Raw genomic sequence first — 24,268 nt, 5'->3', positions numbered from 1 at the left:
CTTCGCTTGAGCATGACGTCTCTATCTGGTTTCAGCGACTGATACGGGCCTGCAGGAACGCCAGGACATCGGCGACGGGCAATGCCTGTGGTTCGGCTTGCGTACGGCTCTTGTATTCCAGGTTGCCTTCGGCAAGGCCGCGGTCGCTGACCACGATCCGGTGAGGAATACCGATCAACTCCATGTCCGCAAACTTGATGCCCGGGCTGGTTTTCTTGTCGCGGTCATCCAGCAGCACTTCGAAGCCGGCAGCCGTCAGTTCGGCGTAGAGCTTGTCGGTGGCCTCGCGGACCAGGTCGGTTTCATAGCGCAGCGGTACCAGGGCGACCTGGAAGGGCGCCAGGGTGTCGCTCCAGATGATGCCGCGCTCGTCGTTATTCTGCTCGATGGCGGCTGCCACCACGCGGGAGACGCCGATGCCATAGCAGCCCATGTTCAGGGTGACTGGCTTGCCGTTCTCGCCCAGTACCTGGCACTTCATCGCTTCGCTGTATTTGGTGCCCAGCTGGAAGATATGCCCGACTTCGATGCCGCGCTTGATTTCCAGGGTGCCCTGGCCATCCGGGCTTGGGTCGCCGGCCACGACGTTGCGCAGGTCGGCCACGGTCGGCACCGGCAGGTCGCGCTCCCAGTTGACGCCAAAGTAGTGCTTGTCGTCGATATTGGCGCCGATGCCGAAGTCGCTCATTAGTTCGACCGAGCGGTCGATGATGATCGGCAGAGGCAGGTTCAGCGGGCCGAGGGAGCCGGCGCCGGCACCGATGGCGGCACGCAATTCGGCTTCGGATGCCATGACCAGCGGGCTGGCCACGCCGGCCTGGTTGCCGGCCTTGATTTCGTTGAGTTCGTGGTCGCCACGGATAATCAGCGCGATCAGCTTGCCGGCTTCTTCGGCGTGCACCACCAGGGTCTTGACGGTGCGTTCGATCGGCAGGCCGAACTCTTCGACCAATTGGGCGATGGTCTTGGCATTGGGCGTGTCGACCAGGCGCAGTTCTTCGGTGGGCGCCGCGCGGGAGGTTTCCCGTGGCACAGCCTCGGCTTTCTCGATATTCGCCGCGTAGTCGGAGCCATTGCTGAAGACGATATCGTCTTCGCCGGATTCGGCCAGTACGTGGAACTCGTGGGAGCCGGCACCGCCGATAGAGCCGTTGTCAGCCTCGACCGGGCGGAACTTGAGGCCCAGGCGGGTAAAGATATTGCAGTAGGCCAGGTGCATGCGATCGTAGGTGATCTGCAGCGATGGCTGGTCGGTGTGGAAGGAGTAGGCGTCCTTCATGATGAATTCGCGACCGCGCATCAGGCCGAAGCGCGGACGGATTTCATCACGGAATTTGGTCTGGATCTGGTACAGGCTGATCGGCAGTTGCTTGTAGCTGCTCAGCTCGTTGCGGCACAGATCGGTGATCACTTCTTCGTGGGTCGGGCCGGCGCAGAATTCGCGACCGTGGCGATCCTTCAGGCGCAGCAACTCCGGGCCGTACTCTTCCCAGCGTCCCGATTCCTGCCACAGCTCTGCCGGCTGGATGCCCGGCATCAGCACTTCCAGCGCGCCCGCAGCGTCCATTTCCTCGCGGACAATGGCTTCGACCTTGCGCATCACGCGCAGCCCCATGGGGAGCCAGGTGTAGAGGCCGGAAGCGAGCTTGCGGATCATCCCGGCGCGCAGCATCAGCTGATGGCTGATCACGACCGCATCGGAAGGCGTTTCTTTCTGTGTGGCGAGCAGATATTGACTGGTGCGCATGGTAGGCCGTTGTCGGTTGCTGGTGACTAGAAATGACGGAGCATTGTACGGGTGAGACCCGGCTGCGTACAGGCGTGTGGCGGGGAGGGCCGCGGGCGGCTCGCTCCCCTGGCGTTTACGGGGTTTCCTCGTCCGGTCGCGGCGCGGCACCAGCATGTTCACGGAGGGGGCCGCGTGATTGTTGATACCAGTGCAGGGCGATCAGCAATAGGGTCGGTACGCCCAGCAGGGCGGTGATCAGGAAGAAGTCGTGGTAACCGTATTTTTCCACCATCACCCCCGAGTAACCGCCGATCAGCCGTGGCAGCAGGAGCATGATCGAGCTCAGCAGTGCGTACTGGGTGGCGGAGAACTTCAGGTTGGTCAGGCTCGACAGGTAGGCGACAAAGGCTGATGTAGCCAGGCCCGAGCTGAAGTTGTCCAGGGAAATGGTGACAATCAGCATTTGCAGGTCCGGGCCCATGCCGGCCAGCATCAGGAACAGCAGGTTGGTGCCTGCCGACGCGGCGCCGCCGATAAACAGGATGGGCAGGATGCCAAAACGTACGATCAGCAGGCCGCCCATCCCGGCGCCCACCAGGGTCATGATCAGGCCGAAGATCTTGCTGACACTGGCGATCTGGTCCTTGGTGAAGCCCTGGTCGATATAGAAGACGTTGGCCATCACGCCCATGACCGTGTCGGACATCCGGTAGGTCGCGATCAGCCCGAGCAGCAGCAAGGCTTGCCAGCGATAGCGCACGATAAAGTCATTGATTGGCGTCAGCACCGGCGCCAGGCCGCGTCGGCCGATATTGGACAGGCACAGGCCGGTCAGGGTGGTATAGAGGATCGCGCGCAGGAAGGCGCGGTCGTCGAGCAGCAGATCGAGCAGGCTGGAGTCGCCAAACAGTACGCTGGCGAAGTCGGTGTTATAGAGCTGGGTGAACATGGCCGGTACGGAAACCAGCAGTACGATCAGGACAAACACCGACACCAGTTGATGACTGAACCCATAGCGTGCGGCCGACAGTTGCGTACGCAGCGGCACGGGTGGCTCGCGCATCAGCAGGGTGGTCAAGAGTGCCGGGACCATCAACAAGCCGAACAGCAGATAGGTGCCGGCCCAAGCCGAATGCTTGTAGCTGAAGCCGGTGGAGCCGAAACCCTCGGCAAAGAACAGTGCGCCGGCGGTGGCCAGCAGCGCGGCGATCCGATAGCCCGACATATAGCTGGCAGCCAGGGCGGCCTGGCGGCTGTCATCGACGATTTCCAGGCGGTAGGCGTCGACGGCAATGTCCTGGGTGGCGGAAGCGAAGGCCACCACCACGGCAATCGCGATCAGCCAGGACAGGTGTTTCTGCGGATCGCAGAAACCCATGCCGATCAGGCCCAGAATGACCAGCACCTGGGACAGCACCAGCCAGGAGCGGCGGCGTCCCAGCTTGCCGAGCACGGGCAGGCGCCATTGGTCGAGCAGCGGCGACCAAACCCACTTAAAGGCATAGGCGAGGCCGATCAGGCTCGCGTAGCCAATGGTTTCGCGAGCGACACCGGCTTCACGCAGCCAGACGGACAGCGTTGAGAACACGAGCATGTACGGCAGGCCGGCGGCAAAACCGAGCAGCAACAGCACTAGGGTCGACGGGCTGGCATAGGCGGCGAGCGCGGCGCGCCAGGTTTTACGGGGCATGGGCTGGAGTCTGCCTCAGATTCGCGAAAACAAAGCGCGCACTCTAACCGCTGTGCTCTGTCGGGCGCCAGCCATGGCGCTCTATATCCACGCGATTGTTACGGATGCTTACACCCTCGTCGCGCAGGCGCGCGCGCTGTTCGTCGCCGGACGGGCTGCCGAGGGGCAGGCTCAGGCGACCGCCGGCGGCTACGACCCGGTGCCAGGGCAGGCGGGTGTCGTCCGGCAGTTGGCTCAGGGTGCGCCCGACCCAGCGTGCCGCCCGGCCCAGTCCGGCCATGCTGGCCAACTGGCCGTAGCTCACGACGCAGCCGGCCGGCACCTGGGCCAGGGTCAGGTAGAGCGTGGTACGGCGGATCTGGCTCGGGGTTTCCTGGGCGGCGTCAGTCACGGTACGGGTTCCGGGCGGTGGCAGGCTGGTGGGGCAAGCAGGGCTGGCCAAACAAGAAAGATTATTGAACTCGAGGTCGATCGTCCGGTCATTGCCTTGTACTGGCGATCCACCCAAGGATAATGCCTGCTTTTACGCGAACCGAGCCCCGAATCTGCTTATGTTGTCCAGAACCCTGCTGTGCCTTGCTGTCATCAGTGCTTCCACCCCCCTGCTCGCCGATACCGTTTGGTTGAAGAATGGCGATCGCCTGAGCGGCAAGATCAAGGTCTTTGATGGGGGCAAACTGTTGATCCAGACGGACTATGCCGGCGCGATTCCCATTGACTGGAAACAGGTCAAAACCCTGGAAAGCGACCAGGAGTTGATGGTCAAGCAGGATGCCTACAGCGGTGAGAAAGCCAAATCCCTTCGGGCTGCCGAGCCGGGCAAGGTGGTGCTGGCCAATGGCGAAGAGCCCAAAACCGTCGAGTTGGCGAGTATCCAGCAGATCATCAAGCCCAAACCGGTGATCGAGGACCTGATCTGGAAGGGCAATGTCGATGTGGCGCTGGACTACAAACGGGCCGAAAAAGACACCGATGACTACGATGTCGACTTCAAGACCACCGCCCGTCATGGTCGCTGGCGCCATCATGCCGAAGGCGAGTACAACCGCGAATTCCAGAACGACGAAGTGACCACCGACAACTGGAGCGCCGAGTACGCCCTCGACCGATTCATGAGCGAGAAATGGTTCTGGCAGGGGCGTTTGACCTACAAGCGCGACAGGATCGAAGACCTGGCCCGCCAGCGTACGGTCGGTACCGGCCCGGGTTACCAGTTCTGGGATGACGAACTGGGGGCGTTCTCCCTGGGCTCGCTGTTGAACCGTTCAGACTACGAATACTCCGACGGGAAGAAGGAAAACTTCTACTCACTGGGTATGAAGTGGGATTACAACCGCTATCTGGTCGGTAAGACCGTGGAGTTCTTCACCACGGGGGAAGTGGGCCGGCCATTGGGTTCGGCGGCGGATTACAGCCTGGATGCCGAGGTTGGCCTGCGCTACCGGGTCACCGAATGGGCCTCGCTCAACCTCAAGGCCGAGAAAGATATCGTTGGCGGCACTGATGGCAACAACGACCTGAACAAAACCCGCTATACCGCAGGCTTTGGCGTGACCTGGTAAGAAAACGCCCCTCTGTAGGCACTCGCACCTACAGAGGAGGTTGCAACATCAGACCCGTAAACCGCCATCGAGCTCCAGAATCCGCCCGGTGTAATAGTCATTCTCGAAAATGTACGCCGCGCTGTGGGCGATTTCTTCGGGTTTGCCCATGCGCTTGAGTGGAATACCTGCGGTCATTTTCTCCAGGGCTTCGGGTTTCATGCCCAGGGTCATCTCGGTTTCGATAAAGCCCGGCGCGATGCCTGCCACACGGATGCCGTAACGAGCCAGTTCCTTGGCCCAGGTCACGGTGGCGGCGGCGACGCCGGCCTTGGCTGCGCTGTAGTTGGTCTGGCCGATATTGCCGGCGCGTGAGATCGAGGAAATGTTGATGATCGTCCCTGCGTTCTGCAGTTCGACCATCTTGGCCGCGACTTCACGGGTGCACAGGAAGACCCCGGTCAGGTTGACGTCGATCACGGCCTGCCATTGGGCCAGGCTCATCTTGGTCATTTCGCCGTCCTTGACCTTGAGCAACAGGCCGTCACGCAGGATCCCCGCGTTGTTGATCAGGCCGTGGATCGCGCCGAAGTCGTCGGCCACCTGGGCGACCATCTGGGTCACCTGCGCTTCGTCGGCGACGTTGCACAGGTAACGGCGGGCCTCGACCCCCAACTCGCGGCAGGCGGCAACGGCCTGGTCGAGCTTTTCCGGGTTCAGGTCGACCAGCGCCAGTTTCGCGCCCTTGGTCGCGAGGTATTCGGCCATGGCGCGGCCCAGGCCCTGGCAGCCACCGGTGATGATGATTACTTTGTCATTGAGTTGCATGGGCAAGTCTCGGCAAGTCAGAGTAGGTGCCTTACAAGGCTTCCGGTTACGCCTCGATCAATCGGCGTTAAGCTGGAAGTGGCGTGAATGCTGCTCAGTGAACGGCATTCGAATGCTCGTCGATTTCTGACGATATCTATATAAGGAGTCATAAGTTGAGCGTAACAGCGGCCAAGAATGCACGAGAATTGCTGCTCAAGGAATACCGGGGCGTGCTCTCGACGCACTCCAAGGCCATGCCCGGTTTCCCGTTCGGTTCGGTGGTGCCTTATTGCCTGGACGAGCAAGGTCGGCCGTTGATCCTGATCAGCCGGATCGCCCAGCACACCCATAACCTGATCAAGGACCCTAAGTGCTCGTTGCTGGTGGGGGAGCGCGACGCCGACGATGTCCAGGCGGTGGGGCGCCTGACGGTGCTGGCCGAAGCGAGCAAGCTGCTCGACAGCGAGGCGATTGCCGCGGCGGCCGAGCGCTACTACCGCTACTTTCCAGAATCGCAGAACTATCACCAGGCCCATGATTTCGACTTCTGGGTGCTGGAGCCGGTACGCCATCGTTACATCGGCGGTTTTGGCGCCATTCACTGGCTCGATCAGGTCACCCTGGCCAACCCGTTCTTCGGTGCGGTCGAGGGGCGTATGGTCGAGCATATGAACAGCGACCACGCCAAGGCGATTGCCCACTATGTACAGTTGGCAGGCTTGCCGGACGGTGTCGAGGCCCAATTAGCCGGGATCGACAGCGAAGGCCTGCACCTGCGCATTGGCCAAAGCCTGTACTGGCTGCCATTTGAAACGCCTTGCAATACTCCGGTGGAGGTTCGCGAAGCCTTGGTTTCTCTGGCCCACGCGTCGTTTTGGCCGAAAAAGTTGGTGCCTGAAACTTGAATTCACGAAATGGCGACGTCATCTAAGGTGAACTGGAAGCCATCTTCCGTAGAGGAAACCAATCGATGCGCGCTTTTCTTTTGCTCTTTGTGCTGTTCCCGGTGCTTGAGCTGTACGTCTTCTTCAAGGTCAGCACCGCTATCGGGTTTTTCCCCGCGTTGCTGCTGATCGTGCTGGGCTCGATGTTCGGTGTACTGATCCTGCGTGTGGCGGGTCTGGCGACGGCCTTGCGGGCCCGCGAGAGTCTCAATCGTGGCGAGCTGCCCGCTCAGCAGATGCTCGAAGGGTTGTTTATGGCCCTGGGTGGCGGCCTGATGTTGCTGCCGGGTTTTGTCAGCGACGTGATCGGCCTGATCCTGCTGTTGCCGATCACCCGACGCCTGCTGGTCAACCGCATGCGTCAGCGCGCCGAGGAACAGGCGATTCGCCAGCGTGCCTTTGCCGATGATCTGCAGGCGGTCCGTCGCCCAGGTGCGGCCCCATCGGGGAGTCGCCAGCCCAATGTGATCGAAGGCGAATTCGAGCACCGCGATTCCTGAATACTGACGCTCCAGCACACGGCACCTTCGGGTGCCGTGTTCGTTATTGCGGGCCGCTGACATAAAAAATTTTTCGTGACCAGCCTTGTAATCGACTTGTGCGCCCTTATGTAACGGTCACCGCAAGGTTTCTGGTGTTCACGCCAGACAGACTTCCGCGGTTCGCTCGACGAACCGCACCCGGCACCGCCGGACTTTGTAAACCCGCCGGGACTACACCGGCCGATGAAAACCACAATTAGGAGAGATCGACAATGAAGCTTCGTCCTCTGCATGACCGCGTCGTAATCCGTCGCAGCGAAGAAGAAAAGAAAACTGCTGGTGGCATCGTCCTGCCAGGTTCGGCTGCTGAAAAAGCCAACAGCGGTGAAATCCTCGCTGTGGGTACCGGCCGTGTGCTGGAAAACGGTGAAGTACGTGCGCTGTCCGTGAAAGTGGGTGACAAGGTTGTGTTCGGCCCTTACTCCGGCAGCAACACTGTGAAAGTAGATGGCGAAGACCTGCTGGTGATGAGCGAGAACGAGATTCTCGCTGTTATCGAAGGCTGATTCCCCGTTCAATTTCCCGCTACTACAAAGTATTTAAGGAATATCGATCATGGCTGCTAAAGAAGTTAAATTCGGCGATTCCGCCCGTAAGAAAATGCTCGCCGGTGTCAACGTCCTGGCTGACGCAGTAAAAGCGACCCTCGGTCCAAAAGGCCGTAACGTGATCATCGAGAAGAGCTTCGGCGCTCCGACCATCACCAAGGACGGCGTTTCCGTCGCCAAGGAAATCGAGCTCAAAGATCGCTTCGAAAACATGGGCGCGCAGCTGGTCAAAGACGTTGCCTCCCGTGCCAACGATGACGCAGGCGACGGCACCACCACCGCTACCGTTCTGGCTCAATCGATCGTCAACGAAGGCCTGAAAGCCGTCGCTGCCGGCATGAACCCGATGGACCTGAAACGCGGCATCGACAAGGCGACCATCGCCATCGTCAAAGAGCTCAAGTCCCTGTCCAAGCCATGCGCTGACAGCAAGGCCATTGCTCAGGTCGGCACCATCTCGGCCAACTCCGACAGCTCCATCGGCGACATCATTGCCGAAGCCATGGAAAAAGTCGGTAAAGAAGGCGTGATCACCGTTGAAGAAGGCTCGGGCCTGGAAAACGAACTGTCGGTTGTAGAAGGCATGCAGTTCGACCGTGGCTACCTGTCCCCTTACTTCGTCAACAAGCCGGACACCATGACCGCCGAGCTGGACGGTCCGCTGATCCTGCTGGTCGACAAAAAGATCTCCAACATCCGCGAAATGCTGCCAGTACTGGAAGCCGTTGCCAAAGCCGGCCGCCCACTGCTGATCGTGGCTGAAGACGTTGAAGGCGAAGCCCTGGCGACGCTGGTTGTGAACAACATGCGTGGCATCGTTAAAGTCGCGGCCGTCAAGGCTCCTGGCTTCGGCGATCGTCGCAAGGCCATGTTGCAGGACATCGCTGTCCTGACCGGCGGTACCGTTATCTCCGAAGAGATCGGCCTGAGCCTGGAAAGCACCACCCTGGAGCACCTGGGTAACGCTAAGCGCGTGATCCTGTCCAAGGAAAACACCACCATCATCGACGGCGCCGGTGTTGAAGCCGACATCCAGGCTCGCGTTGTGCAGATCCGTCAGCAAGTGGCCGACACTTCCTCGGACTACGACCGTGAAAAACTGCAAGAGCGTCTGGCCAAGCTGTCCGGCGGCGTTGCAGTGATCAAGGTTGGCGCTGGCTCCGAAGTTGAAATGAAAGAGAAGAAAGCCCGCGTTGAAGACGCCCTGCACGCTACCCGTGCAGCCGTTGAAGAAGGCGTGGTACCTGGCGGTGGCGTGGCACTGGTTCGCGCTCTGCAGGCCATCAGCGAACTGAAAGGCGACAACGCCGATCAGGATGTCGGTATCGCTCTGCTGCGTCGTGCGGTTGAAGCACCGCTGCGTCAGATCGTTGCCAACTCCGGCGACGAGCCAAGCGTGGTGGTCGACAAGGTCAAGCAGGGTTCGGGTAACTACGGTTACAACGCTGCGACCGGCGAGTACGGCGACATGATCCAGATGGGTATCCTGGACCCGGCCAAAGTGACTCGTTCTGCTCTGCAGGCCGCGTCCTCGATCGCCAGCCTGATGATCACCACCGAAGCGATGATTGCAGAAGTACCGGAAGACAAACCAGCTGGCGGCGGTATGCCAGACATGGGCGGTATGGGTGGCATGGGCGGCATGATGTAAGCCAGCCGGCACCCCGCAATAGAAAAAGCCCCGCCTTGTGCGGGGCTTTTTTATGCCTGGTGTTTGTTCAGCCGGTTTGGCTCAGCGTGCTTGTCAGCGGTTCCGCGTCCCGAGCCCATTTCCCCGGCCGGTACAGCAGGAAGTAGTAAGTCCCAAAGCTGATCAACCAGCAGAAGATTGCGGTCCAGACGTTATGGGAGAAAAAGTGTGCCCCCTGCAGCATGCGCCCGATGGAAAATACGCAGCCCAGGGTCACAGCGACTGCCAGGGCCGCTCGGGCCATGCGCGGACGCCGGTCGCGCAGGGCAAAGAACAGCGCGAACAGGGAGAAACCGGTGGCCGCATGCCCGCCTGGCCAGCAGCGGCCTGGCTTGTCCGTGGCCGGACGCGGGCTGAGCAGCTCGCTATAGACTTCCTTGCCGCCAAACTGCTCCAGGCTCCAGGGGCACTGTACGGCGGTCACTGCTTTGACAGGCGTGACGAACGCCGTCGAGAGGGCCATCGACAGGACCAGGCAACCCAGCTCCCGGCGCACTGGCTTGAGGCGTTCGAGCAGCAAACTGCCGATAAACGCGACAATCGCCAGTAACGACAGGCCGATTACGGCCTGTTTCGCGCGCTCATGCAGGATGTTTTCCAGAAAATAGCTGTGTCTACCAATAAAATCACCCGCGAGCGGGTCATAGGCGAGCCTGGCGATATCCATATCCAGTGTGGTCAGTTCCAGCAGCACCAAGACCACCGCTGCAAGAAGGGGGATGCCCAGGTACACCCACAGATTCAATGGACGCGACTGTGGGCGGGTGAATGACGACATGGAGGATCCTGCATGGTTGACGGATTCTTGGAGCACCGGCCCCCGGGCCTTGACCCGGAAGCTGGTGCTAGCGTTGGCTAATGGCCGAAGCCTGTTCGGCGGGTTTCCAGCCAAGCAGACGTTCCTTGAAGCCATGGCTGGCGGCCTGGTAGTAGGCAATCCCACGCTGTATCAGCGGGTCGCGCGCCGTGACGGTGGACTCATGGCTTTCGGCCAATGCCTGGTCGTGGCGACGTAAGCCCTGGCGCGGACTGAGAATGGCCAGATCCTTGCCATCGAACAGGCCCAGGTGCTGATAGTTGCCGACCACCACGCGAGGAGGCAGGGCGTTGTCCACCAGCAGATTGCGGCCAAAAAAGGTCGACTCGTAACTGAGGTTGAGCAAGCCCAGCAGGGTTGGAGCCAGATCGATCTGGCTGGCCAACTGATTGCTTTCGCGGGCCTCGATCATTGTCGGCGCATAGATCCAGAGCGGGATCTGATAGTTGGCAATCGGCAGGTCTTCCTTGCCGGCGCTGCCGGCGGTGTGGTCGGCGACGAAGACAAACAGGGTGTTATCGAACCAGGGTTTGGTGCGCGCCTGCTCCAGGAACTGGCCGATGGCGTAGTCGGTGTACTTCACCGCGCCGTCGCGACCGTTGCCTGACTGGATATCGATGCGCCCGTCCGGGTAGGTATAGGGACGGTGGTTGGAGGTGGTCATCAGTTGCAGTAAAAAGGGCTTGTGCTGGGCGAAATTGGCGTCGGCCAGCTTCAGGGTCTGGCGATACAGGTCTTCGTCGGCCATGCCCCAGGCGTTCTTGAAGTGGATGTCGGTTTCATCGACGCTGCTCTGATCGACCACGCGATAGCCGTTGCCAGCGAAGAAGGCATTCATATTGTCGAAGTACCCACGGCCACCATAGACGAACACACTGTCATAGCCCACGGCGTGAAGTTGCTGGCCCAGGCTGGCAAAACCGCTTTCCCGGCCGACCCGCTTGACGATGGAGCGCCCGGGAGTGGGTGGGATCGACAGGGTAATGGCTTCCAGGCCACGATCTGTGCGGGTGCCGGTCGCGTAGAAGTTGTTGAAATACAGGCTCTGCTTACGCAGTCGATCAAGATTGGGCGTGAGATTGCGCCCGTCGCCATTGCTGCCCAGGTACTTGGCGCTCAGGCTTTCGATGGTCACCAGGATGATGTTCGGTTGCCGTGGGGTGCCCGGGTTGCTGATCATGCGCCGGATATCCAGCGGGTCGCTGGCGATAAAGCGGGCATTGGGCTCGCTCAGTTCCCGGCGCAATTGCTGGCCGGCGATGTCGGCGGGCAGGCTGCTGTAGAACTGTTGATAGTCGAGTTCGTTGTTGCGAAAGGCGGCGAAAAATTGATAAGGCCCGTTGCTCGCCAGTTCATGCTGATAGGCATTGCCGCCCTGGCCGCGCGGGCTGTCCTGATTGAGTAATTGCAGGCTCAGGCCGGCGGCGAGCAGCAGCCCGAGGCCGCCTGCCAGGCGTGTGCGCAGGTTGGGCAGCGGTGCGGCCATGGCTGCGTTGAAAGGTTTGCGCAACAACAGGCTCAGGCTTAGGGCGATGACACCAATGCCGCTCAGCAGCCAGGCAATGGGGTAGGACTCCAGCAGGTTATGCAGTACTTCGTCGGAATAGACCAGGTAGTCCACGGCGATAAAGTTGAAGCGCACGCCAAACTCGTCCCAGAACAGCCATTCCGCCACGGCGGTAAACAGCATGGCGAACAGGCTGAGGGTGAGCAGTGCCTGGAGGAACCCGCGATGGCCACGCCGGCGCCACAGGGCCGGGGGGCAAAGTAGCAGGTAGAGGCCTAGAGGCAGGGCGGCATAGGCAATGAAGCCCAGGTCATAAAGCAGGCCGATGCCGAAAATCGGCAGGATGTGACCACCGGCTTCATCCAGGTGGCTGAGCAGCAACAAGGTTCGGGTCAGCAGGAAAACCGTCATCCATGCAGCGGTGACCAGCAGTAGGTAGCGCATCGGCGCTGTTTGAGGCTTGCGCATTGGCAATGTTCCTTATTGTTCTCAATGGTGCCGAAGTCTGGCGCTGGGACTGTAGTCAGCGTGTGAGGTGTTGGTGAAAAATTTGTTAACTCAATTTTGCTTGCCAGCCATTGACCGGGTGGCCCTAGCCGTGAACAAAACTTGGCCGTAAGCTGCGCGGGCCAAGACGGCCGTTACTGTGTACGGAGAAGCTGCCCATGCGAATTCTATTGGTTGAAGACAACCGCGATATCCTCGCCAACCTGGCCGACTACCTGGGCCTCAAGGGCTATACCGTTGATTGCGCGCAGGATGGTCTGTCGGGGCTGCACCTGGCGGCCACCGAACATTATGATTTGATCGTGCTCGACATCATGCTGCCCGGCATCGATGGCTACACCCTGTGCAAGCGCCTGCGTGAAGACGCCCGGCGTGATACGCCAGTGATCATGCTGACCGCCCGCGACCAGTTGGACGATCGTTTGCAGGGCTTCAAGTCCGGCGCCGACGATTACCTGGTCAAGCCGTTCGCCCTGTCTGAACTGGCCGCGCGTATCGAGGCGGTTATGCGCAGGGCCCAGGGCGGAGGCCGGCGCGCCTTGCAGGTAGGCGACCTGCATTACGACCTCGATACCCTGGAAGTGACCCGCGAAGGGCGGCTGCTCAAGCTCAACCCGGTCGGCCTGAAGCTACTGGCGGTGCTGATGCAGAAAAGCCCCCATGTCCTGCGGCGCGAAGTGCTGGAGGAGGCACTGTGGGGCGATGATTGCCCGGACAGTGACAGCCTGCGTAGCCACGTTCACCAGTTGCGCCAAGTGATCGACAAACCGTTCGCCAAGCCGCTGCTGCACACCGTGCACGGTGTGGGCTACCGCCTGGCCGAGGGCCGAGATGGAGTTTAAGCAGAGCCTAGCCCAGCGGATCATCATTGCCTTTGCCTTGATGAGTGCGCTGGTGGCGGGCACCTTCGCCATGGGGATCGTGGCGACCGTGCACTTGGTCGAGGAGAAGCTGATCACGGCGGGCCTGGGCGGTGACCTGCAGCGCCTGCTGCTGATGGACAGTATCAGCGACTGGAGCCACCGGCCCGAGCCTGACCAGTTGTTCTATTTCAGCGGCGGCCCAGGTGATTTTGACGTGCCCAAGGATTTAAGGCATCTGGAGCCCGGCGTTCACGAAGTCTTTCGTGAGCACCTGTCCTACCACGCCATGGTGGAGATCGTGGACGGTCGCCGTTACGTGCTCCTGCAGGACCAGAGCGATTTCGAAGAGCGTGAGCGCGTGCTGTTTGCCGTGGTGCTGGTCGGCTTTGTTCTGAGCCTGGTGCTGGCGGTGTTTCTCGGCTGGACCCTGGCGCGGCGGGTGATGGCGCCTGTGGTGCGCCTGGCCCAACAGGTGCGTCATCGCGATCAGTTGCTCGGCCTCGCCCCGCCACTGGCGCCAGACTATGCGGCGGACGAAGTTGGCGAGCTGGCGGTCGCCTTCGATGCGACCCTGGGTCGCTTGCGTCAGGCCCTGACTCGCGAGCGGTTGTTTACCAGTGATGTCAGCCACGAGCTGCGTACCCCGTTGATGGTTCTTGCCACCTCCTGCGAGCTGCTGCTGGAGAACCCGGCGCTTGACCCGCGCGGACGGGCGCAGGTGGAGCGTATTGCCCGTGCTTGCAGCGAAATGCGCGAGCTGGTGCAGACTTTCCTGATGCTGGCGCGTGCTCAGCATGAAGATGCCAGCGACGCTTCAAACGTGCCGATGGACGTGGTTGCGCAGGACCTGATCAACCTCTGGCGCGAGCCCATCGAGGCCAAGGGGCTGGAGTTGATCTACGTGCCGGGCCCGCCCCAGGACGGGCGCTATCATGTGACATTCCTGCATGCGGTCATGGGCAATCTGCTGCGTAATGCGTTGCACTACACCGACCACGGCTTTATCCGCCTGACGCTTTACCCGGGCGGTTTTTTGGTCGAGGACAGTGGCGTGGGGATTCCCGAGGAAAAGCGTGAAGCGATGTTCCAACCCTTTGTCCGTGGCAGCGAAAAACGCGGCGAAGGACTGGGCCTGGGCCTTTCGTTGGTCCAGCGGATTTGCGACAGCCAGGGCTGGGTAGTCACCTTGACGACCATGGAGCCCATGGGTTGCCGGTTCCAGGTCGACCTGGAGCCAACGCGCGGCTGAGTATGGGCGCAGCAGGTTTTTCGACGTATTGATCGAAGATGGCCCTCGGCTACTGTGGTCTTTCTGTAAAACCTTGCAATACTCAGCTGGATGGATGACGAAATTTTCACCTGGGCATGACCTGTCGCTGACGCGCCGTTGATTAGGGTGGCGCATCAGCTTCAGGAGAGCCCCATGACGACGCCGATCAAGCTCCAGTTTTCCGACAAATACGATACGCAGCACGCCCATGACTACCTGCTCAAGCACCAGAGCGGCTTGGCGCGGCAGCTTTCGCACAAGCGCGATGTCCATCTGGCGCGCCGTGCCTTGAAGTTGGCGGGCGAACCCGGCCTGGTGCTTGATCTGCCCTGTGGCGCCGGGCGGTTCTGGCCGTTGCTGGCGGAAAAGGAGAACCGGGTGATCATCGCTGCGGACAACTCGGCAGCGATGCTGGGCATCGCCCAGGTCGCACAGCCGGCGGAGGTGGTGAAACGGGTATGTACTTTGCAGACCTCTGCCTTCGAGATCGACCTGCCCGATAACGCGGTCGATAGCATTTTTTGCATGCGCCTGCTGCACCACATCGGTGAGGCCAGCCATCGCCAGGCTCTATTACGCGAGTTTCATCGGGTCAGCCGGGACAGCGTGATCGTTTCGTTGTGGGTCGATGGCAACTTCAAGGCCTGGCGACGCAAGCGTCTGGAGAGCAAGCGCGCAGAGGAAGGTGAGACGAGCGGTTACCAAAATAGGTTTGTGTTACCAAGCGCTACTGTCGAATCGGAGTTCCGCGAGGCCGGATTCCAGATTCAGGAGCACCTGGACTTTGCCCCGCTTTATGCGATGTGGCGGGTTTATGTATTGAGAAAGAGGTAGGTCGATGGCCGTTGATTTTGTAACGCAGCCCACTGAAACCAAGGATAGTTTCGCGCATTTCTGGAGCCAGCACGGTGAATGGGTGGAAGAGCCCAATCAGCGCCGGGGTGGTGAAAGCGGTGTCCAACGGGTTATCGGTACAAAAGGCCAACTGCTGTATATCAAGCGCCAGATTGGCCACACCTACCGCAGTTGGTTGCACCCGCTGGGGAGGCCCACGGTGTTGCGCGAGCGTGATGCCTTGCGCGAATTGAGCCTGTTGCAGGTCGGTGTTCCCGAGTTGGTGTTTGCCGGGGCTCGGCGCAGTGATGATGGCCAGTGGCAAGCATTGCTGGTCACCGCCTCGCTGGACGGCTATATGGACATCGAGAGCTGGTACACCGCCGGCGAGCGTGAACGCATCGGTGAGGCGGTGCACGAGCGCCTGCTGGCGACCCTGGCGACCACCCTGGCGCGCATGCATCAGGGGCGCTGGCAGCACAGCTGCCTGTATATGAAGCATATTTTCGTGCGAGTGACGGGCGAGGGGAGTGCGGCCCAGATCGATATCGCCTTGCTGGACCTGGAAAAAAGCCGCAAGCGCCTGACGGGGCAGCGGGCTGCAGCCCACGATCTGAAGCAGTTGCGCCGCCATTCGTCGTGGAATGCAGCAGACTGGACCAAGCTCTACTATTTTTACGAGAAGGCGTTTGGCAGCGCTATCAAAGGTTTACAGTGATGAAACTCGAAACAGCACGAACTTTGTTTCTGGTCGGGGGGCTGGTTGTCACCTCCCTGGCTGTTGCGGCCTGGGAGCAGCCGCGGATGCAGGTGCTCAGCGCCGTGCAAGCGGCTGACCAGCACTGCCCGTTGCCGCGTGTGGCCAGGACCTCAGTGGCGGTCAAGCCGGATCACGATCTGCTGCTGTTTATGTTCGGTTTATCCCAGGGGCTCAGGCCCCAGAGCTGAGCGCTTGAGTCCACTCCCCCCAAGGCCTCGCCCAGTGCGAGGCCTTTTTTTGCGAGGCCTTCAGCCCGTCCGTCCCGGCTTGGCCAGCAGGCTATAGACGCAGGGCAGGACAAACAGGGTGAACAGAGTGCCCACCGACATCCCTGTGGCGATGACCATGCCGATATCGAAGCGGCTGACCGCGCCAGCGCCGGTGGCAAGGATCAGCGGCACCATGCCGAAGACCATGGCTGCGGTGGTCATCAGGACCGGCCGCAGGCGGATGGCGGCGGCTTCTTCCACTGCATCGCGGGCGCTCAGGCCCTTTTCCCGGCGCAGTTGGTTGGCAAATTCGACGATCAGGATCCCGTGCTTGGTAATCAACCCGATCAAGGTCACCAGGCCCACCTGGGTGTAGATATTCAGGCTCGACCAGCCCAGGAACAGCGGGATCAATGCGCCGCAGATCGACAGCGGCACCGTGACCAGAATCACCAGCGGGTCGCGGAAGCTTTCGAACTGCGCGGCCAGGACCAGGAAGATAATCGCCAGCGCCAAGGTGAAGGTGACCCACAGGGCATTGCCCTCCTGGATAAACTGGCGCGAGGTGCCGGCATAGTCGAAGGCGTAGCCGGGAGGTGTTTCCTCCAGGGCAATCTGACGGACGGCCTCGATGGCCTCGCCCTGGCTGACAATGGGGAAGCCGGAGATGATCGCCGAGTTGAGCTGCTGGAACTGGTTCAACTGCCGCGGCCGGGCCCGGTCGGTGACCTTGATCAGGGTCGACAGGGGCAACAGTTCGCCCTGGGTGTTTTTCACGTAGTAATGGTTCAGCCAGTCGGGGTTGTCCCGATAGGGGCGCTCGACCTGGGCGATCACCTTGTAGCTGCGCCCTTCGAGGGTGAACCGGTTGATTTCGGCTTCGCCCAGCAGCGTCGCCAGCGTGCCGCCCAGGACCTCCATCGAAACGCCCATTTGCGCGGCCTTGTCGCGGTCGATATCGACCACTACTTCAGGTTTGTCGAACGCCAGGTCGATATCCAGGAAGGCGAACTTGCCTGAGGCCTGGGCGCGCTGCTTGATCCGCTCAGTAACCTCCAACAGGGAGGCATAGTCGTTGGGCGTGTTGATGACGAACTGGAAGGGCAGCCCTTCGCCGGTCCCCGGTAGTGACGGCAGGTTGAAGCCGAAGATCTGCAGGCCGCTGATTTGCGCAAGCTTGCTCTGTACATCGGGCAGGATCTGCATCTGGGTACGATCACGCTCGTTCCATGGCTTGAGCAGGAAGCCGCCGATCCCGGACTGCACGCCGTTGAAACCATTGATCTGGAACGAGGAGTAGTACTCCGGGAACGCCTTGAAGATCTTGATGAATTCATCGGTGTAACTGTTCAGGTAATTCAGGTTGGTTGGCTGCGGCGCGGTGGCGATCATGAAGATGATGCCCTGGTCTTCGTCCGGGGCCAGTTCCGACTGGGTGAACTTCAGGAGCACCGGGATCAGGCACAGCACGATCACGGCAAACACCATCACCACCGGACGGGTATTGAGGGTGCCGTGCAGGGCGCTCTGGTAGCGGCGCTTGAGCCGCTCGAACAGTTGATCAAGGCGATGGGCCAGGCCGCTGGGGTTTTCGTCGCGCCGTAGCAGCAGCGCGCACATCATCGGTGACAAGGTCAGGGCGACGATCCCGGAAATCACTACGGCCCCGGCCAGGGTCAAGGCGAACTCCTTGAACAGGGCGCCGGTCAGGCCCTGGAGAAAGCCGATCGGCGCGTAGACGGCGGCGAGGGTGATGGTCATCGAAACCACCGGCACGGCAATTTCCCGTGCGCCTTCCAGGGCTGCGTCGAACGGCGTTTTACCTTCTTCGATGTGCCGGTGAATGTTCTCGACCACGACAATCGCATCATCCACCACCAGGCCGATGGCCAGGACCATGGCCAGCAGCGTCAGCAGGTTGATCGAGTAGCCCATCAACTGCATGAAGAACAGTACGCCGATCATCGACAGCGGAATGGTGATGACCGGGATCACCACCGAACGCAGGGCACCGAGGAACAGGAACACCACGACGATAACGATCAGTACCGCTTCGAACAGGGTTTTCACCACCTCGTTGATCGAGGCCTGGATAAACAGTGTGGCGTCGTAGGCAATTTCGGCCTTGAGGTTGGGCGGGAGCTGGGATTCGAGCTCCGGCATGATCTTGCGCACTTCCTTGATGACGTCCAGCGGGTTGGAACTGGGCGTGCCCTTGATACCGATATAGACCGAGGGCGTGCCATCGAAGGAACTGATGGTGTCGTAGTTTTCCGCGCCCATTTCCACCCGCGCCACATCACCCAGCAGGACCCGGCTGTCGCCTACGGTCTTGAGTGGAATGGCGGCAAAGGCTTCAGCGGATTTGAGCTCGGTATTGGCGTTGATACTGGTGACCACGTACTCGCCCTTGACCTCGCCCGCGGCGGAGAGAAAGTTGTAGTGGCGCACCGCGTCGGTCACATCGCTGGCCGCCAGGCCATAGCCGGCGAGCTTGACCGGGTCGAGCCACAGGCGCATGGCAAACACCTGGTTGCCGAGGATCTCGGCCTCGGCCATGCCCGGCAGGGTCGCCAGCTTCGGCTGGATGACGCGCGACAGGTAGTCGGTGATCTGCGGGTTGTTCAGTTCCTTGCTGAAGAAGCTGATGTACATCAGCGCCGAGGCGTCCGCCGCCTCCTTGCTCAGTACCGGGTCTTCGGCGTTGGCCGGCAGCTTGTTCTTCACCTCGTTGGCCTTGGCCAGTAGTTCGGTAAACAGCCGATCGCTGTTGGAACCGATACGGGCGTAGATCGAGATCACTGAGAAGTTCTGACGGCTGACGGAGGTCATGTAGTCAATGCCTTCGGCGCTTGCCAGGCTTTGCTGCATCGGTTGGGTGATATAGCCCTGGATGGTCTCGGCATTGGCCCCGGGGTAAGCGGTGGTCACCGTGATCAGGGCGTTTTCCATTTGCGGGTACTGGCGAATGGTCAGCTTGGTGAATGCCTGCATGCCCAGCAGGACGATCAGCAGGCTGACCACGGTAGCGAGCACCGGGCGGCGAATGAACGGGTCGGTAAAGGCCATGGGGGGCTCCTTGATCAGTCAGCGCGGGGCGGGCTGGTCTGTGGGGCCGACAAGGCCTTGTCGGGGCTGATGGCCAGGGTCGCGCCGTTGTCGAGCTTGAGTTGGCCGGCACTGACCACCTGGTCGCCGTCCTGCAGGCCCTTGATCACCTTGACCAGGCCGTCGCGGCGTTCGCCGGTCTCGACGAAGCGCCGCTCGGCGATCAGTACCGGCTGGCCTTGCGGGTCATTTTCCGGTTGGCCATTGGCGTCCTTCTTGGGGACGACTGCGTACACCGAATTGCCGTAGAGCGTGTAGGTAATCGCGGTTTCCGGAATGACGATCTGTGGTTGTGGATCCGGCAGCAGCACCTGGAGGCTGGCGAACATACCGGGCAGCAATTTGCCGTCCGGGTTGGCCAGGGTGGCGCGGATCAGCACATTGCGGGTGCTGTCCTCGACCTTGGGATTGATGGCCTTGAGTTCACCGGGGAAGCGCTGGTTGGGATAGGCCGGCACGCTGACCTGGAGCGGTTGGCCAATGGACAATTTGGGAATGGCTTGTTCCGGCAGGTAGAAGTCGACGTAGAGGCTGCTCACGTCCTGCAGGGTCGCGATGATTGCGCCGCTGGCGAGGTAGTCGCCGACGTCCACCTGGCGAATCCCGATGGTGCCGCTGAACGGCGCGACGATGTGTTTCTTCGCCAGGCTGGCCTTGAGTTGGTTGACCGTGGCCTTGTTTTTTTGCAATTGCGCAAAGAGGCGGTCGAACTCGCCCTTGGAGATCGCCTGGCTGCCGACCAACTGACTGCCGCGGCCATAGTCGAGCTGGGCCAGGCCCAGGTCGGCCTGGGCGGTGCCGAGCAGGGCGGTTTCCACGGCATTGTCGAGCTGGACGATGGGTTGCCCGGCCTTGACCTTCTGGCCGGACTCGAACTGTACGTCCGTTACGGTGCCCGCCACTTCCAGGCTCAGGTCGACGCCCTGCAAGGCGCGCAGGGTGCCGACGGTCGGCAGACGCTCCTGCCACGGCTGTTCGCGGGCGATGGCCACGGCCACGCTGACCGGCGGTTTCGGCGCGGAGAAGACCTGGATCTGTCGGTAGATGGAAAAGGCTTTGTAGCCGGCGAGCGCCAGCACGATCAACACGACAATACCCAACATGATCAGCATGCGGCGGCGCAGCATATTCCGGTTCCTTGGAAAACGTCGAAGAGCCAACGAGAGAACGTCGTTCAGACCCGCACCTTAATCCGCCCCCCGGGCGCTGCCAAGGGGGAGGATATCGGTGAGGTTAAATCAGGTGCAGATGGTTGTCCCACAGGCCAGCGGGAAGGTCCAGCGGCTGGGCGGCCAGCGTGGGTTGGCGGCAGTTGTAGAGACGGCAGCGGCCTTGGCCTGAGGTGACGACAAAGCCATCGGCCACCGCGCCGACCCCGGCACAGTCCGGCAGCGGCGCGTCCAGGCGCAGGGCGCCGCTGTCCAGATCCCAGATAAAGAAGCGATTGCCCCGTGGTGCGGTCAGCGCCACCAGGCGCAGTTCGCTGTGCACGGCGACACTGGCGGTGTAATGGCCCATGGCGTGCAATTGCTCGGCAGCGACCGGGAAGGCCTCGAAGGGTTGGCCAGGACGCTTGATCGCCAACAGCTGCGAGGTCTCGTGAGCATCGCCCATGAACTGCTGGCCGGCGACGATGGTGCCGTCGCTGGCGATCCCTAGGTGGCGCACGCTGTTCATCTGCTGGGCCAGGGTCTCTTTGCTCAGCAGCGTGCCGTCGCGCTGCATCAGCACCAGGCTTGGCTGCATTGCATCCAGGTTCATCTCGACCCGGCTTTCGGCTTCGGTACGAATACCGCCGTTGGCCACCACCAGGGTTTCGCCATCGGGCATCCAAGACACCTGGTGCGGACCGATGCCGTGGGTGGAAATCTCGCCGCTGTGGACCAGCCGCTCATTCTCGAAGCGATAGACCCCGAGCAGACCACGGCCTGGGTCGGTGGTGTCGTTCTCAGTGGCGTACAGCCATTGGCCGCTCTGGTGGATCACCGCGTGGCCGTAGAAATGCCGGTTCGGCTGGGAGGCGACGGTCTGCAGCAGGCGCCCGTCGCGCAGGTCGATCAGGTAGCTCTCGGTGCCGGGGCGGCGGGCGACAAACAGAGCCAAGGGCTGGCTGGGATGATTGATGATGTCGTGGCAGCGCTGGGCCACCTGGGTGGCGAACACCCGGGTGCCGTCCAGGCGGTAACCCACGGCATAGTGCTGGCCGTCGCCATCGTCACGGGCCGACAGCAGCAATGGCTGGCTGCCCTTGCTTTTGAACAGCGTCCAGCCGCCCAGTGTCACTGCACTGAGCAACAGGCTACCGAGAGCCACTGCCTGGCGTCTTAGCATTATCAGTCACCGTCGTTGGCGTTGAAGCCCAGTTGGATGCCCAGCGCCTTGGCCAGTTCGCCTTCGTGCAGGCGATGGACCACATTGAGGCTGTCATAGAGGTCATTGAGTTGCTGACGGCCGGCATCGTCGCCGAGCATCTCAGTCAGCGAACGCTGGTTGCTGGCGAACAGTTTCAGGGACGCGTCATAGGCCGCGTCGATCTTCTCGGCCAGGGCCTTCTGCTCGGCGGGCAGCAGGCCGCGCAGGCCTTTGCCGTCGACCCCGGCCCAGACGGTACGGGCCGCCGCGAGGCTAGCTTCGAGGCCTTGCAGGGACGACTGGCTACGCCAGGCATCGGCCTGGAAGGGTTGTGCGATGCCTTTGCTTTGGCGCCCCATGGGCGTGCCCAGTTTTTTCTTCAGGCTGTCCAGAGCGGTGACTTGAACACGCAACAGATCGGCAATGGCTTCGTGGGAATCGGCGTAGCGCTGATTGGGGAACTTGCTCATCTGCGCAAGCATGCCGTCGTTGGTATTCCAGCGCTCGAGGATTTCCTCGGCCAGTTGCTTCTGGCGCTCGCCAATGGCGGTCAGCAGTGGGCAGTAGCGCGCTTTCTGGGCGCTGTCGGCCAGGTCGATCTTGCTGTCGTAAAGGATGTACTCATAGGCCGAGAGGCCCTGGACCACGACGCTGGACTTGGCCAGAGCGGCGGCATCGATCTGCGGCTGGGCCGTGACCAATTGCTCGACCTGACGGCCGACCAGGTTTTTCTTGTCCGGCCAGAACTGCACCTGCCAGGCCCGATTGCCTTCGGCCAGCGGGCCGATCAGCAACGGTTGCAACTCAGCCCAGGCTTTTTGAGCGTGGAGGAAGTCGGCCCGGGCAGTGTCCAGGCTTTCCTTGCCCTGGCAGAAGGCCAGGGCGCTGACCGCCAACTGACGGTCGGCTTCGACCCAGCGGCTGTAGGTCGGCAGGATCACTTGCTTTGCAATGGCCGCCGAGGTGACCGCCTGGGGATCCTGCGGCGAGCAGGCACCGAGGGCGAGGGCGGCAAGGCTGGTGAACAACAGTTTGGGGCGGAACATATCCGGCTCCTCTTATAAAGAATTCAGGAACGCCAGAAGCGCGGCGCGCTGCTCGGCATTGAAGGTCAGAACATGTTGCTGGGCCGGGAGTGCTTCGCCGCCGTGCCAGAGCACCGCTTCGAGCGCATTGCGGGCGCGGCCGTCGTGCAGCAACTGGGTATGGCCGCTGACGGTTTGTGTCAGGCCCAGGCCCCAGAGTGGTGGCGTGCGCCAATCCTGGCCCCCGGCCTGGAATTCGCTGCGCTGGTCGGCCAGGCCCGGGCCCATGTCATGGAGCAGCAGGTCGCTGTACGGACGGATCATCTGGTTGGCCAGTTCGGGTTCCGCGGCATCGGCCCCGGTGGTGAAACTCGGTACATGGCAGGCCGGGCAGCCGGCCTGGTAGAACAGATTCTTGCCGGCCAGTACCTGGGGCGCACCGACATCGCGCCGCGCGGGCACGGCGAGGTTGCGGCTGTAGAACAGCACCAGGCGCAGGATGTTGTCGCTGACTTCCGGCTCGTTGTCCGGGCCATTGCCATTGGGGGCCTGCAGGCAGGCGGTCTGGGTCGGTGTGCAGTCATCGGTACGCTTCAGGCTGGTGGTCAGGCCCATATCACCAGAAAACGCGTGAACATTTTGTTGATTGAGGTTCGGTTGGCCGGCTTTCCAGCCAAACCGGCCGATCACCGGCTTTTGCAGGGCGTCGTCCCAGACAATATTGGCCCGGCCGGCAATGCCGTCGCCATTCTTGTCCTCGGGGTCGGCATTGGCCAGGATTGCTGCATCGGGGATCGCTTCCAACAGGCCCAGGCCGATCATCGGTGGGGCGACCCGTGCCGAGAAGCGGGTATCCGGGTGCATCGGGCCATAGCCCAACTGGGTAATGGCCAGTCGCGGTTTGCGCAACTCGACCAGGGTGCCGTCCTTGAAGCGTACCGGCACGCTGTCGTACTCGACCCGGACCTTGCCCTCCGGCGTCACGCCGGGGATGGCCATATCCTGCAACTGAACGCCGTAGACCGGCTCCGGCACAACGCCAACCTGCTCGATGACACTGGCGTAGGCCGGGGCATCGGGGATCGACAGCCGTATCAGCATCGACACTGCATGCTTTGCCCCCGGCGCGGGCGGATGGCCGCGGCCGTCCTTGATATGGCAGTTCTGGCAGGCATTGGTATTGAACAGTGGGCCGAGGCCGTCGCGGGCCGTGGTCGTGGCGGGGGCGATGACCCAGGGATTGCGGAAAAAACTGTTGCCGACGTTGAAGTCCAGGCGCCGGGTGGGCGACAGGTTGGCCGAGGGCAGGGAAAAGGCATTGCGATCGGCCTTGCGCACGGTGGTACTGCCACCGGAGCGTGCTTCGCCGGGTTCTGCCTGAGTGAAACGCGGTGCGTCATCACAGGCGCTCAAGCCGAGCACCAGCAGCAGCGTTGACAGGCGAAGGGGCAGCGAAGGCATCGGGGGTCCAGGGCGGCGGGCAGAATCGGAGGCGCAAAGTCTATCAGGGTAGGGGAGTTTG

General features: G+C 61.6%; 21 protein-coding genes. 10 read left to right on the top strand and 11 right to left on the bottom strand.

The window, feature by feature from the left end:
- Window positions 1-31: 31 nt before the first annotated feature.
- The 3 genes from NPS46_RS14730 to NPS46_RS14720 form a co-directional block, all read right to left on the bottom strand.
- Window positions 32-1,747, bottom strand: coding sequence for a proline--tRNA ligase (locus tag NPS46_RS14730; protein ID WP_274108385.1), 1,716 nt, complete (start codon window positions 1,745-1,747; stop codon window positions 32-34).
- A 115-nt stretch (window positions 1,748-1,862) separates the two neighbouring features.
- Window positions 1,863-3,419, bottom strand: coding sequence for an AmpG family muropeptide MFS transporter (locus NPS46_RS14725; protein WP_274108383.1), 1,557 nt, complete (start codon window positions 3,417-3,419; stop codon window positions 1,863-1,865).
- Window positions 3,420-3,462: 43 nt separating this feature from the next.
- A complete protein-coding gene (locus tag NPS46_RS14720) occupies window positions 3,463-3,834 on the bottom strand; it encodes an MGMT family protein (RefSeq protein WP_425312745.1) in 372 nt (123 codons plus the stop codon).
- A 136-nt stretch (window positions 3,835-3,970) separates the two neighbouring features.
- On the opposite strand from NPS46_RS14720, the gene NPS46_RS14715 reads away from it, so the two are divergent.
- Complete coding sequence (locus NPS46_RS14715) at window positions 3,971-4,981, top strand: DUF481 domain-containing protein (RefSeq protein ID WP_274108379.1); 1,011 nt, start codon at window positions 3,971-3,973, stop codon at window positions 4,979-4,981.
- 48 nt (window positions 4,982-5,029) lie between these two features.
- Here the strand turns inward: NPS46_RS14715 and NPS46_RS14710 are convergent, their stop codons facing one another.
- Window positions 5,030-5,788 (bottom strand): SDR family oxidoreductase, encoded by a 759-nt coding sequence (locus NPS46_RS14710; protein ID WP_274108377.1) that lies wholly within the window; start codon window positions 5,786-5,788, stop codon window positions 5,030-5,032.
- 155 nt (window positions 5,789-5,943) lie between these two features.
- Here NPS46_RS14710 and NPS46_RS14705 point away from each other — a divergent pair, with 155 nt between their 5' ends.
- The 4 genes from NPS46_RS14705 (at window position 5,944) to groL (ending at window position 9,455) form a co-directional block, all read left to right on the top strand.
- A complete protein-coding gene (locus tag NPS46_RS14705; RefSeq protein ID WP_274108375.1) occupies window positions 5,944-6,675 on the top strand; it encodes a HugZ family protein in 732 nt (243 codons plus the stop codon).
- Between the two features lie 65 nt (window positions 6,676-6,740).
- The gene (locus NPS46_RS14700) at window positions 6,741-7,214 is read left to right on the top strand and encodes an FxsA family protein (RefSeq protein WP_274108373.1); all 474 of its coding nucleotides are present in this window, start codon (window positions 6,741-6,743) and stop codon (window positions 7,212-7,214) included.
- Window positions 7,215-7,468: 254 nt separating this feature from the next.
- Window positions 7,469-7,762 carry a co-chaperone GroES gene (locus NPS46_RS14695; protein WP_007985847.1) on the top strand — a complete coding sequence of 98 codons (294 nt, stop codon included), beginning with the start codon at window positions 7,469-7,471 and terminating at the stop codon, window positions 7,760-7,762.
- A 49-nt stretch (window positions 7,763-7,811) separates the two neighbouring features.
- Entirely contained in the window at window positions 7,812-9,455 is a 1,644-nt protein-coding gene (gene groL, locus NPS46_RS14690) for a chaperonin GroEL (protein ID WP_274108370.1), read from the top strand.
- A 67-nt stretch (window positions 9,456-9,522) separates the two neighbouring features.
- Here groL and NPS46_RS14685 read toward each other — a convergent pair whose 3' ends face one another.
- Together NPS46_RS14685 and NPS46_RS14680 are read right to left on the bottom strand one after the other, a co-directional pair.
- Window positions 9,523-10,272, bottom strand: a complete 750-nt coding sequence (locus NPS46_RS14685) for a phosphatase PAP2 family protein (protein ID WP_274108368.1) — start codon at window positions 10,270-10,272, stop codon at window positions 9,523-9,525.
- Window positions 10,273-10,339: 67 nt separating this feature from the next.
- Window positions 10,340-12,286, bottom strand: coding sequence for an LTA synthase family protein (locus NPS46_RS14680; RefSeq protein WP_274108366.1), 1,947 nt, complete (start codon window positions 12,284-12,286; stop codon window positions 10,340-10,342).
- A gap of 197 nt (window positions 12,287-12,483) precedes the next feature.
- On the opposite strand from NPS46_RS14680, the gene colR reads away from it, so the two are divergent.
- The 5 genes from colR to NPS46_RS14655 all read left to right on the top strand — a co-directional run bounded on the left by colR (window position 12,484) and on the right by NPS46_RS14655 (window position 16,240).
- Window positions 12,484-13,167 (top strand): two-component system response regulator ColR, encoded by a 684-nt coding sequence (gene colR, locus NPS46_RS14675; protein ID WP_274108364.1) that lies wholly within the window; start codon window positions 12,484-12,486, stop codon window positions 13,165-13,167.
- Window positions 13,157-14,437, top strand: a complete 1,281-nt coding sequence (locus NPS46_RS14670) for a sensor histidine kinase (protein ID WP_274108362.1) — start codon at window positions 13,157-13,159, stop codon at window positions 14,435-14,437. The genes colR and NPS46_RS14670 overlap by 11 nt, the downstream gene beginning before the upstream one ends.
- A gap of 174 nt (window positions 14,438-14,611) precedes the next feature.
- Entirely contained in the window at window positions 14,612-15,292 is a 681-nt protein-coding gene (locus NPS46_RS14665) for a class I SAM-dependent methyltransferase (RefSeq protein WP_274108360.1), read from the top strand.
- A gap of 4 nt (window positions 15,293-15,296) precedes the next feature.
- The gene (locus tag NPS46_RS14660; protein WP_274108358.1) at window positions 15,297-16,010 is read left to right on the top strand and encodes a lipopolysaccharide kinase InaA family protein; all 714 of its coding nucleotides are present in this window, start codon (window positions 15,297-15,299) and stop codon (window positions 16,008-16,010) included.
- The gene (locus NPS46_RS14655; protein ID WP_274108356.1) at window positions 16,010-16,240 is read left to right on the top strand and encodes a hypothetical protein; all 231 of its coding nucleotides are present in this window, start codon (window positions 16,010-16,012) and stop codon (window positions 16,238-16,240) included. Before NPS46_RS14660 ends, NPS46_RS14655 begins: the two co-directional genes overlap by 1 nt.
- Before the next feature lie 60 nt (window positions 16,241-16,300).
- Here NPS46_RS14655 and NPS46_RS14650 read toward each other — a convergent pair whose 3' ends face one another.
- The 5 genes from NPS46_RS14650 to NPS46_RS14630 form a co-directional block, all read right to left on the bottom strand.
- Window positions 16,301-19,330, bottom strand: coding sequence for a multidrug efflux RND transporter permease subunit (locus NPS46_RS14650; protein WP_274108354.1), 3,030 nt, complete (start codon window positions 19,328-19,330; stop codon window positions 16,301-16,303).
- A gap of 14 nt (window positions 19,331-19,344) precedes the next feature.
- Window positions 19,345-20,496 (bottom strand): efflux RND transporter periplasmic adaptor subunit, encoded by a 1,152-nt coding sequence (locus NPS46_RS14645; RefSeq protein WP_274108352.1) that lies wholly within the window; start codon window positions 20,494-20,496, stop codon window positions 19,345-19,347.
- A gap of 106 nt (window positions 20,497-20,602) precedes the next feature.
- The gene (locus NPS46_RS14640) at window positions 20,603-21,700 is read right to left on the bottom strand and encodes a DUF1513 domain-containing protein (RefSeq protein WP_274108351.1); all 1,098 of its coding nucleotides are present in this window, start codon (window positions 21,698-21,700) and stop codon (window positions 20,603-20,605) included.
- A gap of 2 nt (window positions 21,701-21,702) precedes the next feature.
- On the bottom strand, window positions 21,703-22,767 hold the full coding sequence (locus NPS46_RS14635) for an imelysin family protein (RefSeq protein WP_274108349.1): 1,065 nt from the start codon (window positions 22,765-22,767) through the stop codon (window positions 21,703-21,705).
- A 12-nt stretch (window positions 22,768-22,779) separates the two neighbouring features.
- The gene (locus NPS46_RS14630) at window positions 22,780-24,207 is read right to left on the bottom strand and encodes a di-heme oxidoredictase family protein (RefSeq protein ID WP_274108347.1); all 1,428 of its coding nucleotides are present in this window, start codon (window positions 24,205-24,207) and stop codon (window positions 22,780-22,782) included.
- Window positions 24,208-24,268 lie beyond the last annotated feature (61 nt).

The organism is Pseudomonas putida (assembly GCF_028682395.1).
Taxonomy (GTDB): Bacteria; Pseudomonadota; Gammaproteobacteria; order Pseudomonadales; family Pseudomonadaceae; genus Aquipseudomonas; species Aquipseudomonas putida_AB.
This window is presented reverse-complemented; position numbering and strand designations above follow the sequence as displayed.